This window comes from Ilumatobacter sp., from assembly GCF_046290335.1.
Taxonomy (GTDB): Bacteria; Actinomycetota; Acidimicrobiia; order Acidimicrobiales; family Ilumatobacteraceae; genus Ilumatobacter_A.
Genome location: NZ_JBKAGH010000004.1, coordinates 87,048 through 101,509, shown reverse-complemented (window position 1 = coordinate 101,509; position 14,462 = coordinate 87,048). Strand labels below are relative to the sequence as shown.

The following is a 14,462-nucleotide window of genomic DNA, read 5'->3' as shown; positions in this document are numbered from 1 at the left end:
CCGATCCTCCCGGAGCCCCGATGACCCACCACCACGAACTCCTCGACGCGTCGCTCGCCGACCTGATGGCACTGGCTGCTGCTCGTCGCGATGAACGCTTCGGCACCCGGGTGACCTACAGCCCGAAGGTGTTCATCCCGCTGACCTTCCTGTGCAACGACACCTGCGGCTACTGCACGTTCGCGCAACCTCCGGCACGCGTCGAGACGCCGTACCTCGAGCCCGAAGCGGTGCTGCGCATCGCTCGCCAAGGCGCACGCAACGGGTGCCACGAGGCGTTGTTCACCCTCGGGGAACGGCCGGAAGACCGCTACGAGGTGGCGCGTGCCTGGCTGCGTGAACGGGGCTACGACTCGACGGTCCACTACGTCGCGGCGATGGGTGAACTGGTGCTCGCGGAGACCGGACTGCTTCCGCACGCCAACGCCGGGGCCTTGTCGATCGACGAACTGCGTCAACTGCGGCCGTGGAGCCCGAGCCAGGGGATGATGATCGAGTCGGTCGCCGACGATCTCGAGGCGCACCGTGGCGCACCCGACAAGACCCCGGCACGACGCCTTGCCACGCTGGAAGCCGCCGGCGAGCTGCAGATCCCGTTCACGACCGGTCTGCTGATCGGAATCGGCGACACCCGCGCCGACCAACTCGCCGGGCTGGAGGCGATCGCCGCCTCGCATCGTCGCCATGGCCACGTGCAGGAAGTCATCGTCCAGAACTTCCTCCCCAAGTTGCGCACCTCGATGAAGGGCGTGCGGGCGTGTCCGAGCGACGACTACCTCTGGGCGATCGCAGCGGCGCGCCTCATCCTGCCGGCCGATGTGCACCTGCAGGCACCACCGAACCTGTCGGACGACTTCGGATCGCTGCTCGACGCCGGCATCGACGACTGGGGAGGGGTCTCGCCCGTCACCGCCGACCACGTCAACCCGGAACGGCCCTGGCCGGACCTCGATCGACTGCGCGAGGTGACCGAAGCCCGCGGCTTCGCCTTGGCGCCGCGCCTCACGGTGTATCCCGAATTCGTACGCGATCGCGCAAGGTGGATCGACGAGTCGCTGCACTTCGCCGTCATCGATCGTGCCGACGCCGAATGGCTCGGGCGCGACGATCCCGGCCAGTTCTGGCCCGAGAAGACCACCGCCGCCGACACCGTCGCCGACGGTGCCGAGTTCGTGCTCGTCGGCCATCGGTCGACGGCGTGGTACTCCGGATCGGACAGCACGCCGCCGACGCTCATCCCGGCGCCCCCGTCGCCGGCCCCGCTGCGCGGTGCGGTCGCCGACGTGCTCGCCGGCATCGAGTCCGGCGACGAGATCGGCATCGACGAGATCACCACGCTGTTCGGCGCCCGCGGCCCGGAGGTCGGTGCCGTCGCCCGCGCCGCCGACGATCTTCGTCGCGAACTCGTCGGCGACACCCTGACGTGGGTCAACAACCGCAACATCAACTACACCAACGTCTGCACGTTCAAGTGCAAGTTCTGTGGGTTCTCGAAGGGCCCGTTGTCGCTCAATCTGCGCGGGACGCCCTATCTGCTGACGCTCGACGACATCGCCCAGCGAGCACTCGAAGGCTGGGAGCTCGGCGCCACCGAGGTCACGCTCCAGGGCGGCATCCACCCCGATTTCGACGGCGACTACTACATCGACGTGACGAAGGCCGTGAAGGACGCCGTGCCCGACATGCACGTCCACGGCTTCACGGCGCTCGAGGTCACCGAAGGGGCCAAGCGTCTCGGCGAGGATCTCCCGACGTACCTGCGGCGCCTCGAAGACGCTGGCTTGGCGTCACTGCCGGGCACCGCGGCCGAGATCCTCGACGACGAGATCCGAGCGATCCTGTGCCCCGACAAGGTCGACACCGAAGAGTGGCTCGAGGCCCATCGCGCAGCGCACTCGGTGGGGCTGCACTCGAACGTCACGATGATGTACGGCGCCGTCGAGGAGCCGGTCCACTGGGCGCGACATTTCGTGCGGACCCGCGAACTGCAACGCGAGAACGCCGCCGCGGGGCGGGTCGGTTTCACCGAGTTCGTCGGCTTGCCGTTCGTCCACATGGCCTCGCCGATCTACCTGCAACGACGCGCTCGGCGCGGCCCGACGTTCCGCGAGAACCTGCTCGTCCACGCGGTCGCTCGCCTCGCATATGGCGCACTGATCCCGAACATCCAGGCGAGCTGGGTGAAGGTCGGTCTCGTCGGCACCGCGCAGATGATCAACGCCGGATGCAACGACCTCGGCGGCACGCTGATGGACGAGAACATCTCCCGGGCCGCAGGTGCCAGCCACGGGCAGTCGATGACCGTGCAGAGCTTCCACGACTTCGCCGCCTCGGTCGGGCGCCCGATCGAGCAGCGCACGACCGGCTACGGCCGCGTGGTGGCGCCGGCGTGAGCCTCGTCCAACGGGTCGGCGACGCTCGCCTGCCGACCGAGCACGGCGAGTTCCGAATCGTGTCGTATCGGGCCGTCGACGGCCACGAACACGTCGCCATGGTCGCCGGGGAGATCGCCGGTGCGGGCGTGCTCGCCCGGCTGCACAGCGAGTGCCTCACCGGTGACGTGCTCGGCTCGCAACGGTGTGACTGCGGACCACAGCTCCAGGCGGCGTTGGCGCAGGTCGCCGACGCCAGCCGCGGCGTCGTGCTGTATCTGCGCGGTCACGAAGGCCGCGGTATCGGCCTGGCGAACAAGATCAAGGCCTACGAGCTGCAAGACAGCGGCCTCGACACGGTCGATGCGAACACCGCGCAAGGTCTGCCCGTCGATGCTCGCCAGTACGACGTCGCCGCGGCGATCCTCGGAGATCTCGGCGTCACGTCGGTGCGCCTGCTGAGCAACAACCCGGCGAAAGCGGCGGGTCTCGTCGAACACGGCATCGCCGTCGACGAACTGGTCGCGCTCGCGGTCGAGCCGCATCCCGAGAGCCTCGCCTACCTGCAGACCAAGGTCGCTCGTCTCGGTCACCTCACCCGGTAGCCCGCAGGCCCACGCGGTCGGGCGACGACCTCGAGTGGTGGGTCCCGTCGGGGAGGGTGACGGTGAGGTGACGGGTGGCGGCGTCGAGGTCGACCCGCCATCGGCCCTCGTGGAGTCGATGGTGGTGGAAACCGCAGACCGGGAGCAGATTGTCGAGGTCGGTCGGGCCGTGGTGCTCCCATTCGTGGATGTGGTGCACGTGACAGCGATCGAAGTGCTGATCGCAGCCGTCGATGGCGCACGTTCGATACATCGCACGAAGTGCGCTTCGTTGAGCTGGGGTCGCCAACCGGCTCGCCCTGCCGACGTCGAGGACGTCGCTGTCGGCGCCGAGGACGACGGGGATGATCTTCGCCTCGCAGGCATGCCGGCGAGCGGTCTCCGCCGGGATGGGCGAGCCGTCTGAGTACTCGCACACGGTGGCGGCGTGTCGGCCATCGGTGAGCGTGCGGAGGTCGATGAGCACGGCCACCTCCGCCGGACCCATTCCTTGGGTGACGGCGTCGCCGACGACGATGTGCTCGAGCGCAGTCGCCAGCAGCTGGTCGCGGCGGAGCCCGGCAGAGCGTTCGAGCTTGGCGAGCGCCGCCGCTTCGTGATCGAGAGCCCGCCGGATGCGGTTGCCGGCTTCGGGGGTGAGTCGTGCGTACAGCGTGTGCATCCCGGTCTCGTCGTCGATCTTCATCGACACGGTCGCGTCGGCTTGCTGGCGGGCGGCTCGGTCGAGTCCGTCGTCGTCGGTGATCTCGTCGACGATCGCGTGCAGCTTGCGGCGAAACGATTCCGGCGACAGCGAGGCCGCGAGTTCGGTGATCTCCTGATCGCGTCCGAACAACGCGGTGCGCTGCTCGTCGTCGAGCCGACCGGCGGCTCCGGCGAGCGCGTCGGCGTGTTCGGCGCCGACCTTGCCCTTGCCGAGTGCCTCGTTCAGCCGAGGTACCTCGCCGAGCGCCTTCGACCGTCGATCGGCCTTCTCTGCCGATCGCCGGGACGCTCGCCCCTGGCGACCGAGCACGTCGGCAGCCGGGACGGCGTCGCCGATCTCGTGCAGCTCGCTGATGCGTCGGGCGATGGCTGCTTCCAACTGGTCGGTCTTGCCACGGACGACGGCGAGGTCACGGAGTGCCGCGATGGCGGCCCCTGCCGACAACGCCGACACGTCGAGTGCCTCCAACCTCTGGAGTCGTATTCCCACTGACATGACATCATGGTAACGAACGTGTGTTCGATCATCAAATCGAAGATCATGCAGGATTCTGATGGGCTACGTTCCGGTGATCGCTCCGAGCGATACCTCCCGTCACTCGGGAACCGGCGACGAACCGAGGACGTCGAATCAGGTATGAAATCTCTGCTGCGGCCCGCCCTCGTCGCGATCGGCGGGCTGACGCTGGTGGCGTGCGGGGGCGCCGCCGTCGTGGAGGGGCCGGCTGACGCGGATCTCGCCGACCGACCGCCGTACGGGCCGGGGGTCGAGGTCGGCGAGACCTACGACTACGTGCTCTACGTTCATTGCGGAGTCGAATGGGCTCGTGTCGACGGTGTCTGGTGGCGGACGATGCCGATCGACGACGGCAACGCCAACCCGCCAGCGGGTTGGGGCAATCCGTACGACGCCGGCGAACTGCTCGTCCTCGACGACGTCACGGCGGTCTATCGCGGCGGGCCTGACGTTGCGGTCGAGTTCGCGCGAACCGACATCGTCGAGGCGCCGGACGCCTGCGAGTGACGGTGAGTCAGTCGAGGACGACGTCGAGGCGCAGGTCGTCGCCGATTCGGCGGACGTCGACGAAGCGGCCGCGACGCAGGTCGTCGATGGTGGGGCCGCCTTCGCCGACGAACATCGGCTGGGCGTCGTCGCCACCGAACATCGCCGGGGCGATGTAGATGACAAACCGGTCGACCAGCCCTTCGGCGTGGAACTGCGCGACCGTGCTGGATCCGCCTTCGACCATGAGCTGCAGCACGCCCTCGTCGCCCAGCCGGTCGAGCAGGTCGGTCAGCTCGCCGCGCCATTCGAGGCACGGGTGGACCTTGGCATCGGGGGCCGCCGCGCCGAGCACGACGCGGCGTGGATCGGGACCGTCGACGAGGCGGGTCGTCAACTCGGGGTCGTCGGAGCGGATCGTGCCGGCGCCGACCAGGATGGCCTGGCTCTCGGCGCGGAGTTGGTGGGTGTCACGGCGAGCGTCGTGGCTCGTGATCCAGCGGCTCGACCCGTCGGGAGCCGCCGTGCGCCCGTCGACCGTCGTCGCCAGCTTCACGATCACGTAGGGGCGGCCGGTCCGGCGATGGTGGAGGTACGGCGTGAGCTGTTCGGTGATCGCGTCGACGAGGATTCCCGTCTCGACCTCGATGCCAGCGTCGCGCAGCGTGGCGACACCGCGCCCTGAAACCTGATCATCGGGATCGAGCACGCCGACGAGCACACGAGCGATGCCCGCCTCGAGAATCGCTTCGGAGCACGGCCCGGTGCGACCGGTGTGCGCGCATGGTTCGAGCGTCGTGGCCAGGGTGCCGCCTCGGGCCGCCGTGCCGGCAGCGGCCAGCGCGACGACTTCGGCGTGGGCCCCGCCAGGCGGCTGGGTGGCGCCGGTGAAGACCTTTCCATCGACCGTTCGAACGGCCGCGCCGACCCAGGGATTCGGCGCCGTCGACGTCCGGACGGTGGCCGCGGCCTCGTAAGCGGCCTGCATCAGCGCATTGTCGTCGAATACCACCCTGCCATGATGGCCGCTCGGAGCCCGTGGGTAAAGATGAGTGCATGTCCGACACGCCGCACACCCCGCTCGACAACCCGCCCGACACCCCACCCACCAGCCCGGCCGACTCGACCTTGGAGCTTCGATCCACCGTCGCGGGCGACGGCTCGGTCACGCTCGCGGTGCATCGCGCCGACGTCGCGGCGCCAGCGCCGGACGAGGTCGTGGTGCGCGTCGAAGCCGCTCCGATCAACCCGTCCGATCTCGGCATGCTGTTCGCCGGCGCCGACATGGCCAGCGCCACCGGTGTCGCATCACCGTCCGACGAATCGCTGCCGGCAGTCCGAGCGATGATCCCGACCGGTACCGCTGGCCTCGAAGGTCGCCTCGACACCGCCATGCCGACGGGCAACGAAGGCGGCGGCACCGTCGTCGCCACCGGTGACTCCGACGACGCACGCGCCCTCGCCGGCAAGGTCGTCGGGTTCCTCTCCGGCAACGCGTACGCCGAGTACCGGACGATCAAGGTGTCGAGTTGTCTCGCGATGAACGACGGCACCGACCCCGAGGACGCGGCCGCCTGTTTCGTGAACCCGCTCACCGCGCTCGGCATGGTCGAGACGATGCTGGACGAAGGGCACCGCGGGTTGCTGCACACGGTCGGTGCCTCGAACCTCGGGTTGATGCTCAACCGCATCTGTCTCGCCGACGGGGTGCCCCTCGTCAACATCGTCCGTCGCGCCGAGCACGTCGAGTTGCTCCGTGGGGAAGGCGCCGAGCACGTCGTCGATTCGAGCGCCGAGAGCTTCGTGAGCGACCTCACCGATGCGTTGCGGGCGACCGGCGCGACGATCGCGTTCGACGCCATCGGGGGCGGCGATCTGGCGAGCGTCATCTTGTCGCGGATGGAGAAGGTCGCGAGTGAGGGCGATCAGTTCAGCCGGTACGGGTCGAGTACGCACAAGCAGGTCTACGTCTACGGCGGTCTCGATCGGAGCCCGACGATCCTCAACCGCAACTTCGGGATGGCGTGGTCGGTGGGCGGTTGGCTGCTGACTCCGTTCCTGATGAAGGTCGGCCCCGAGGCCGCTGAACGACTGCGCCGCCGCGTCGCCGACGAGATCACCACGACGTTCGCGAGCAGCTACGGGATGCGCCTGTCGCTGACCGACGCGGTCGACCCCGAGCAGGCTCGCCGCTACGCCCGGATGGCGACCGGCGACAAGGCGCTGATCACACCACACGCAGCCGATGCGTGAGTCTCGACATGGGTTTGGGAAGCTGACCGGATGGAAGATGAGCGAATGAACGTCACCGAAGCCGTCAACCGTCGCAAATCGATCCGCGCGTTCCGACCCGATCCGGTCGACGACGACGTGTTGCGCGAGTTGTTGACCGCGGCCTCACGGTCGCCGTCGGGCGGCAACGTGCAACCGTGGCGGATCTACGTCGTCAACGGCGAGTCGATGGCACGGTTCCGCGAGTTCATCGCCACCCGCCAGCCCGGCGCGCCGGCGTACGACATCTACCCGCCCAGCCTGCACGAGCCGTACCGGTCGTCGCGGTTCAAGATCGGCGAGCAGATGTACGCGTCGATCGGCGTCGGTCGTGACGACAAGGCGGGTCGCCTCGCCCAGTTCGCGAAGAACCTCGACTTCTTCGGCGCGCCAGCGGCGATCTTCTGCTTCGTCGACCGAGTGATGGGGCCACCGCAGTGGTCGGATCTCGGCATGTTCCTCCAGACCTTCATGCTGCTCGCGCAGGAGGCAGGCCTCGATACCTGTGCCCAGGAGGCGTGGGCGGTTCACGAAGCAGCGGTGAGCGAGTTCGTCGGTGCGCCCGAGGAGCAACAGATCTTCTGCGGTGTCGCGATCGGCCAAGCCGACTGGGACCATCCGATCAACTCGGTCGACTCCGAGCGCGAGCCGTTCGACGTCTTCGCCCGCTTCGTCTGACGCTCCACCTCAGGCCGCGGCGACGGCCTGAGGTCCGGGGAGACGAGCGAACAACCGGTCGAACACGTTGACTCGATCGAACTGCATGCCGTACTCGCGAGCGGCGGCTCCCCAGCGGGTTCGTTCGCCGGGCGACAGACCGAGGACGATCTCGTTGAGCGCGTTCGCGATCGCGTACGGATGCGACGTCGGGACGATCTTCGCGTGCGGCCCGACCGCCTCCCCGATGCCGCCCGTGTCGCAGGTGATCACCGGCCCGCCGCCGGCCAGCATCTTTTCGACCAGCGCGATGCCGAACGTCTCGACGAACTCGGGTCGCGGTTTGCTGGGGAGGGCATACGCCGCTGAAGCGGCCATCAGGTGCGGCTTCTCGTCGTCGCCGACGTCGTCGAAGAACACGATCCGGTCGGCGTGCGGGGTCGATGCCGCGAGCGCTCGCAGTTCGAATGCTTCCGGGCCGTTGCCGCAGATCACGAGCTTGGTCCGTCGGGCCGCCGCGCTCATGGCGAAGCCGTTGATCAGATCGTCGACGCCTTTCGCCTTGCTGAGTCGCGAGAGGAACATCACGTAACCGTCGCGCTCGAGGCCGCGCCGAGCGAGGACCGCATCGGTGTCGGCCGGGTCGAGCGTGGTGTAGGCGCGGCTGTCGATCGCCGGATACGAGATGTGGACTCGCTCGCTGCAGGCATCGGCGAACGACGTGCCCCAGCGCGCATCGACCTCCGTGGCCGCGGCGACGATGAGTTCCTTGGTGTACTCGGAGACGGCGACGCACAGATCGTTGGACAGATAGGTCGTGAGCACCTGTGCAGCGGCGCCGAAGCGGCCTTCGTCGACGGCGGTGCGCACGACGTTGGTGATGTCGGAGCCGACCGCTTCGGCGATCGTGGTGAGCGGCGCGCACATGCCGGTCGCCCGGGCGATCTGAGCGGCCTGTGAGACGGCGGTGTCGTGGGGCGTGAGGTACAACGACATCGCGGTCGTCGGGACGCCCTCGGTGAAGAGTTCGACGAGGCGACCGACGATGCCGCCCAGATGGCGGCCATCGGGCACCTTGTAGTCGCCGACCGGTTCGGGTCGTTCCACGGTGATGCCGGGGGAGTAGGGCAGGACGGCATCGAGGGGCTTGAGCGGCAGGCCGGCCGCTTGGAGGGTCGGGATCGACCAGGTCACGATGCGAACGTCGTCGTAGCCGCGGGTGAGGGCCACCTCGGCCAGGTTGCGGGCCTCGCCCGAGTGCCCGCAGATGACGGGATCGGCGCGCACCACGATGACGAGACGTTTCGTCGGATCCGACGGCGGCGCCTCCGATTCGGCAGGTGGCAGGCCGGGGCCGGTGTGCTCGATGTGATCGGTGAGCATGGTCATCGGGTGTCCTCCATGTCGTGGTGCGGGTCGTGGCGGTTGTCGCGGTGTGGGTCGCGGTGTGGGTCGCGGTGAACAGATGGCGGTCGCCCGGTGGTGCCCCAGTCGGATGGGGTCGGCCCGAGTTCGATGACCAGGCGGCCACCTCGGTGCAGTTCGTGCAAGGTCAGCCAGGTCCGCTCCAGCGGTACGCCGTCGAAGGTCACCGATTGCACGTACTGGGGTGGGAGGTCGGGTTCGGGTTCGACGAATCCGACCGTGTCGATCGTCAATGCGCTGGCGCCGGTGCGGAGCCGGACGTGAGCGAACGACGGTGTGTTGACGAACACGATCTGCTGCCCGGCGACCGGAAGCAACCCGATCGATGCCCAGACGTACCAGGAGCTGAGTCCGCCCGAGTCGTCGTTGCCGGGCAGCCCACCGGCACCGATTCCGAACTGGTTCATCACGATGGCGTGGACCATGTCGGCGGTTCGGTCCGGTCGACCGATGTAGTGATACGACCACGGCGCTTCCATGTCGGGCTCGTTGTTGAGGCCTTCGAAGCGGTCGAGCGCATACCCGGCTGCGACTTCGTCGGCGCTCGGTGCGTGGCCGAGTTGCTTCACGGGCTCGGCGCCCACGCCGAAGAACCGGTCGAGCAGTTCGCCGTAAGCCGCTTCGCCGCCGGCTAGTTCGATTCGCCCGGCCATGTCGTGTCCGAGGCGGAACGAGTAGTTCCACTTGCCGCCCTCGTAGAACCCCGAGTCGTGGACGAGCCCGGTCGCCGGATCGTACGCATTGCGCCAGCGCGTGGCGAGGGCTTCGAACTGCTCGGCCAACGCGTCGTCACCGACGTGGCGGGCGACGAGTGCCGTGCAGCGGTATCCGAACGCGAGGTCGAGCGTGTGCGTGATCGGGTGGGCGACACCGGTTTCGAGGAACTCCTCGCCGTACTGGCGGCGCAGGTCGGTGTCCATGTGGACCAACGCCCAGTCCCAGTCGATGCCCGGCAGGCCGAGATCGCAGACGTCGGCGAGGAACGTGTGGGCGAGCGCACTGCCCTGCCGGAAGAAGCGGTCCGCTCCCTTGGCCATCCGATAGCCGATCGGCAGGTTGCCCTCCTCCTCGCAGATCCGGACCAGCGCATTGGCGAGCTCCACGGCACGGTCGGGGAACAGCACCGTGAGGAGCGGCAACTGCGTCCGGTAGATGTCCCACATCGTGCAGATGTCGAACACGTAGGGCCCCGACGCCGGCCAGAACGGGCTCTCGTCATTCGCGAAGCACGGCTTGATCATCGAGTGGTACAACGCGGTCGAGAACACCGTCTGGCGCTCGGTCGCCAGCGCCGACGACCCGGCATCGACACGGATCCGGTCGAGGTGCTCGGCCCAGACGGTGCGGGTTTCGGCGCGCCGCTGATCGAAGTCGAACGTGTCTCGCGCCAGATTGGCGGCGGCCTGCTCCCGGCCGCGCATCGAGAAACCGATGCGTAGCTCGATCGTCTGGCCCGCTTCGGCCGGGCCCGCCCAGATCGTGCCGAAGGGGCGCAGGGTCGTGGGTCGGATCGAGTCGAACTGGAGGCTGGTACCGCCCGCCATGAGGCGTCGGTCGTACCAGAGCATCTGGCGCCAGTCGGGTGTGTCGCACTCGATGTGGAACGCGAGCGGCACGCCTTCCATCACGACGTCACCTGCGACCACCCCGGGTTCGATCGCCTCGAGGGTGGCTCGCAGCGGGACGGTCGCGCCTCGGTCGATCGCCAAGCCGCCGTGCGACGCGTCGAGCACGATGCGCGCGTTGCGATGCGCCGGGAACGTGTAGCGATGGACCGCGCTCTTGGGCCCGACGGTCACTTCGCAGCGCACACCGTTGCCGAGCGTCGCGGCGTAGTAGCCAGGCTCGGCGACCTCGCTCGTGAGTGCCCAGTTCGTCCCGAGGTCGTCGAGCGGGTCGAGCATCGGCGTGACGCGGAGGTAGTTGTAGTACTTGCGGATCGCGCCGGTGCCCGACTGCTGGAAGTGGGTGAACCCCGATGCCACCGGGCGGTCATGCAATTGCCCGGGGATTCCTTCGGTCGAGCGTTCGTAGAGCCCGTAGCCCGTCGGGTACGCGCCCGAGTAGGCGCACGCCGAGACCATCCCGAACGGGTAGGTCGCACCGGGATGGGTGTTGCCGACGGCCGGCTTCGGCCACCACCAGGTCGCGGCGAGTCCGTCGGGCGTCGGCAGATCGGCCGGACGACTCCCGATGAACGGATCGACCGCGTCGATCACGTCAGCCGGGTGCCCTCGCTCTGTGCCACCGGTGCTGCCGGTGTTGCCGGTCGTGGCGTCCTCATGACGAAACCGTACGAAAGCGATGTGTTCGCAGTGTTTCGACGCCATGAACGCGTCGTCAGCGCTGCCGTTCTCGCGATGGTTCGCGGTCGCGCCGATGCCCTACGGTCGGCGCATGACGTTCTCGATCCGTGCGACGGTGATGCAGACGCCCGATCCGTCGACGCTCGAGGTGCGTCGCGACATCGTGATCACGGTCGACGACGCGGGCATCATCGCCTCGATCGATCCCGCGTCGGAACTGCTGTCGGACACCACGCCGCCGGGGATCCCGACGGTGACGCTCGAGAGCGGCGCGGTGCTGATTCCGGGGTTGATCGACACCCACCTTCACGCGCCGCAATGGCCGCAGCTCGGCACCGGGCTCGACTTGCCGCTGGAACGCTGGCTGTTCGACAACACGTTCCCGCTGGAGGCGCGTCTCACCGACCCGGAGTTCGCGTCGGTGGTCTGGCCCGCGATGGTGTCGACGTTGCTCGCGCACGGCACGACGACCGCGGTGTACTACGCGACGATCGACGTCGAGACGACCACGATGCTGGCAGCCGCGTGCGCAGCTGCCGGACAACGCGCCTTCGTCGGTCGCGTCGGAATGGATCACCCGGACGGGACGCCCGGGTGGTATCGGGACGCGTCGGCGGCGGCGGGCGTGGCGGCATCGCAGGCGTCGATCGATGCCATCGACGCGTTGGGTTCGCCACTCGTCGCCCCGATCATCACCCCGCGATTCGCGCCGGCCTGCACCGACGAGTTGCTGCGCGGCCTCGGTGAACTCGCGGCTGCGACGGGGGTTCGTGTTCAGACGCACTGCTCCGAGAGTGACTGGGAGCACGGCTACGCGTTCGAGCGCTTCGGCTGCTCCGACACCGAGGCGCTCGACCGTTTCGGTCTGCTCGCCGACCACACGGTGCTCGCTCACGGCGACCATCTCGGCGATCAGGACCTCGCGACGCTCATCGCTCGGGGCGCCGGCGTCGCGCACTGTCCGCTGTCGAACGCGTACTTCGCCAACGCCGTGTTCCCCGCCCGCCGAGCGCTCGACGCCGGCCTGCGACTCGGCCTCGGCACCGATGTGGCCGGAGGCGCACAGCCTGGGCTGCTCAGCCAGTGCGCCGACGCTGTCACGATGTCGCGGTTGCTCGACGAGGGAGTCGACGCGCGCCTCCGTCCCGACGAGCGTGGAGTCGCGGGGTCGCGGATCTCGATCGTCGAGGCGTTCTGGATGGCGACGGCAGGCGGCGCGGAGCTGTTGGGGATCCCGTGTGGCGTGCTCGAAGTTGGTCGTTCGTTCGACGCGGTCGCGGTCTCGACGCAACGGCCCGGTTCGGCGTTGCGGGTGTGGGATGAGATCGACACCGACGAGCGGGTCTTCGAGAAGATCGTCCGACTCGCGTCGCCCGCCGACATCACCGACGTCTGGGTGGCCGGCCGCCGAGTCGCCGGCTGACACGTCGCGCCGGGGAATGCGATCCACGGCGGCCGGCGCGTACGGTCGGGGGATGGACTTCGCGCCCGATCCCGATCACGAGGCGATCGTCGACGCCGTCGACGCCGTGTGCTCCCAGTTCGCCGACGCCTACTGGTCGGCATGTGATCGCGAGCACCGCTTCCCGTGGGAGTTCTACGAGCAGATGGCGGCGGGTGGATGGATCGGCATCGCCATCCCGACCGAATTCGGCGGCGGTGGGCAGGGGATCACCGAAGCGGCGCTCGTCCTCAACCGCATCGCCGCGTCGGGCGCCGGCATGAACGGGTCGTCGGCCGTGCACCTGACGATGTTCGGCCTCAATCCGGTGGTGAAGTTCGGCAGCGATCGGCTCAAGGCCGAGTTCCTCCCGCGGGCAGCGACCGGCGACCTCCACGTCGCGTTCGGCGTGACCGAACCCGACGCAGGGACCGACACCAGCCGGATCGCCACCCGGGCGGTCGACGACGGCAGCGGCGGATTCGTCGTGACCGGCCGAAAGATCTGGACCACGAAGGCACTCGAGTCGGAGGTCTGCCTGCTGCTCGCCCGGACCGACGGCGAACCGGGCAGCTTCGACGGACTCTCGCTGTTCCTGGTCGATCTCGACGAGCGCCACGTCGACATCGCACCGATCCCGAAGCTGGGGCGCAACGCGGTCGCATCGTGCGAGGTGGCCTACGACGAACTGCCGGTGGAAGGCTGGCGGCTGGTCGGGGAGCGGGGGCGAGGTTTTCATCACATCCTGCACGGCCTCAACCCCGAACGGATCCTGCTCGCCGGCATGGCGTGTGGCCTCGGGGAGGTCGCCATCCGGCGCGCCGTCGCGTACGCGAAGGAACGGGAGGTGTTCGGTCGTCCGATCGGAGCCAATCAGGCGATCGCCCATCCGCTCGCCCAGGCGCACATGGAACTCGAAGCGGCCAAGACGATGATGCTGCTCGCGGCGTGGCGCTACGACCACGGTCTCGACTGCGCCGAACACGCGAACACGGCGAAGTATCTCGCTGCGGAGGCGAGCTATCGCGCAGCCGACCAGGCGTTGCAGACGCACGGTGGGCTCGGCTACGCGGAGGAGTATCACGTCGAGCGGTATTGGCGAGAGGCTCGGCTCCAGCGACTCGCCCCGGTGAGCCAGGAGATGACCTGCAACTTCATCGCGCAGAAGGTCCTCGGCCTCCCTCGCAGCTACTGACCGCGACGCCCGGGATCAACACCTGGGGTCTGACCCCAGGTGTTGATCACCTGGGGTCAGACCCCAGGTGTTGGGGCGGGCTACGGGGCGGGAACGATCACCAACGAGGGTGATCCGTCGGTGGTCTGGACGTCGATCTGGGCGGCATCGAGCGCTTCGGACACCTCGGGATCGACACACAGCGGCAGTCCGTAGGCCGTCGCGGTGTGGTCGCCGCTGAGCGGCCGCTCGACGAATCCGAGCGAGATGCCGGCATCGTCGCCAGCTGCCGGCGCGACCCGCAGCACGGCATCGTCGGGTATTCCTTGCTGCGAGCGCGACTCGCTCAGCAATGTGGCAGCATTTTCGGAAAGGGTCAACAAGGTGATCATCCTCCAGGACGGTCGTGGGTGGACGTTCGAAGACGTACCCCTTCGAGTCGGGTCAAAACCTGTAGTCCGGTTCGGTGACCGCCTTTGCGCCGATCACCCGGCCCGGGATTC

At 68.5% G+C, this 14,462-nt stretch carries 12 protein-coding genes; 7 read left to right on the top strand and 5 right to left on the bottom strand.

Features of this window, described 5'->3' with window-relative positions:
• Positions 1 to 20: 20 nt before the first annotated feature.
• Both cofH and ribA read left to right on the top strand, forming a co-directional pair.
• Positions 21 to 2,393 carry a 5-amino-6-(D-ribitylamino)uracil--L-tyrosine 4-hydroxyphenyl transferase CofH gene (gene cofH, locus ACE37B_RS16535; protein WP_409924434.1) on the top strand — a complete coding sequence of 791 codons (2,373 nt, stop codon included), beginning with the start codon at positions 21 to 23 and terminating at the stop codon, positions 2,391 to 2,393.
• Complete coding sequence (gene ribA / locus ACE37B_RS16530) at positions 2,390 to 2,977, top strand: GTP cyclohydrolase II (RefSeq protein WP_409924433.1); 588 nt, start codon at positions 2,390 to 2,392, stop codon at positions 2,975 to 2,977. Before cofH ends, ribA begins: the two co-directional genes overlap by 4 nt.
• Here the strand turns inward: ribA and ACE37B_RS16525 are convergent.
• Complete coding sequence (locus tag ACE37B_RS16525; RefSeq protein WP_409924432.1) at positions 2,967 to 4,178, bottom strand: DUF222 domain-containing protein; 1,212 nt, start codon at positions 4,176 to 4,178, stop codon at positions 2,967 to 2,969. The two genes, ribA and ACE37B_RS16525, sit on opposite strands and share 11 nt — an antisense overlap.
• Positions 4,179 to 4,319: 141 nt before the next feature.
• On the opposite strand from ACE37B_RS16525, the gene ACE37B_RS16520 reads away from it, so the two are divergent.
• On the top strand, positions 4,320 to 4,706 hold the full coding sequence (locus ACE37B_RS16520) for a hypothetical protein (RefSeq protein WP_409924431.1): 387 nt from the start codon (positions 4,320 to 4,322) through the stop codon (positions 4,704 to 4,706).
• A gap of 7 nt (positions 4,707 to 4,713) precedes the next feature.
• Here ACE37B_RS16520 and ribD read toward each other — a convergent pair whose 3' ends face one another.
• Positions 4,714 to 5,697, bottom strand: a complete 984-nt coding sequence (gene ribD / locus ACE37B_RS16515) for a bifunctional diaminohydroxyphosphoribosylaminopyrimidine deaminase/5-amino-6-(5-phosphoribosylamino)uracil reductase RibD (protein WP_409924430.1) — start codon at positions 5,695 to 5,697, stop codon at positions 4,714 to 4,716.
• A 44-nt stretch (positions 5,698 to 5,741) separates the two neighbouring features.
• Here ribD and ACE37B_RS16510 point away from each other — a divergent pair, with 44 nt between their 5' ends.
• The gene (locus tag ACE37B_RS16510) at positions 5,742 to 6,938 is read left to right on the top strand and encodes a zinc-binding dehydrogenase (RefSeq protein ID WP_409924429.1); all 1,197 of its coding nucleotides are present in this window, start codon (positions 5,742 to 5,744) and stop codon (positions 6,936 to 6,938) included.
• A 45-nt stretch (positions 6,939 to 6,983) separates the two neighbouring features.
• Positions 6,984 to 7,634, top strand: coding sequence for a nitroreductase (locus ACE37B_RS16505; protein ID WP_409924428.1), 651 nt, complete (start codon positions 6,984 to 6,986; stop codon positions 7,632 to 7,634).
• A gap of 9 nt (positions 7,635 to 7,643) precedes the next feature.
• On the opposite strand, the gene ACE37B_RS16500 is transcribed toward ACE37B_RS16505, so the two are convergent.
• Positions 7,644 to 9,002: a glycosyltransferase gene (locus ACE37B_RS16500; protein WP_409924427.1), complete on the bottom strand. Its 1,359-nt coding sequence runs from the start codon at positions 9,000 to 9,002 to the stop codon at positions 7,644 to 7,646.
• Entirely contained in the window at positions 8,999 to 11,368 is a 2,370-nt protein-coding gene (locus ACE37B_RS16495; protein ID WP_409924426.1) for a glycoside hydrolase domain-containing protein, read from the bottom strand. The genes ACE37B_RS16500 and ACE37B_RS16495 overlap by 4 nt, the downstream gene beginning before the upstream one ends.
• A gap of 67 nt (positions 11,369 to 11,435) precedes the next feature.
• On the opposite strand from ACE37B_RS16495, the gene ACE37B_RS16490 reads away from it, so the two are divergent.
• Complete coding sequence (locus ACE37B_RS16490) at positions 11,436 to 12,767, top strand: amidohydrolase family protein (protein WP_409924425.1); 1,332 nt, start codon at positions 11,436 to 11,438, stop codon at positions 12,765 to 12,767.
• Positions 12,768 to 12,819: 52 nt separating this feature from the next.
• Positions 12,820 to 13,980, top strand: coding sequence for an acyl-CoA dehydrogenase family protein (locus ACE37B_RS16485; RefSeq protein WP_409924424.1), 1,161 nt, complete (start codon positions 12,820 to 12,822; stop codon positions 13,978 to 13,980).
• Positions 13,981 to 14,060: 80 nt separating this feature from the next.
• On the opposite strand, the gene ACE37B_RS16480 is transcribed toward ACE37B_RS16485, so the two are convergent.
• Positions 14,061 to 14,351, bottom strand: coding sequence for a hypothetical protein (locus ACE37B_RS16480; protein WP_409924423.1), 291 nt, complete (start codon positions 14,349 to 14,351; stop codon positions 14,061 to 14,063).
• Positions 14,352 to 14,462: the final 111 nt, after the last annotated feature.

Excerpts from the sequence above, each read along its gene's own strand:
- ACE37B_RS16510 (WP_409924429.1), top strand. The coding sequence starts at position 5,742 with ATGTCCGACACGCCGCACACCCCGCTCGACAACCCGCCCGACACCCCA.
- ACE37B_RS16520 (WP_409924431.1), top strand. The coding sequence starts at position 4,320 with ATGAAATCTCTGCTGCGGCCCGCCCTCGTCGCGATCGGCGGGCTGACG.
- ACE37B_RS16490 (WP_409924425.1), top strand. The coding sequence starts at position 11,436 with ATGACGTTCTCGATCCGTGCGACGGTGATGCAGACGCCCGATCCGTCG.
- cofH (WP_409924434.1), top strand. The coding sequence starts at position 21 with ATGACCCACCACCACGAACTCCTCGACGCGTCGCTCGCCGACCTGATG.
- ACE37B_RS16485 (WP_409924424.1), top strand. The coding sequence starts at position 12,820 with ATGGACTTCGCGCCCGATCCCGATCACGAGGCGATCGTCGACGCCGTC.
- ACE37B_RS16505 (WP_409924428.1), top strand. The coding sequence starts at position 6,984 with ATGAACGTCACCGAAGCCGTCAACCGTCGCAAATCGATCCGCGCGTTC.
- ACE37B_RS16500 (WP_409924427.1), bottom strand. The coding sequence starts at position 9,002 with ATGACCATGCTCACCGATCACATCGAGCACACCGGCCCCGGCCTGCCA.
- ACE37B_RS16525 (WP_409924432.1), bottom strand. The coding sequence starts at position 4,178 with ATGTCAGTGGGAATACGACTCCAGAGGTTGGAGGCACTCGACGTGTCG.
- ACE37B_RS16495 (WP_409924426.1), bottom strand. The coding sequence starts at position 11,368 with ATGGCGTCGAAACACTGCGAACACATCGCTTTCGTACGGTTTCGTCAT.
- ACE37B_RS16480 (WP_409924423.1), bottom strand. The coding sequence starts at position 14,351 with ATGATCACCTTGTTGACCCTTTCCGAAAATGCTGCCACATTGCTGAGC.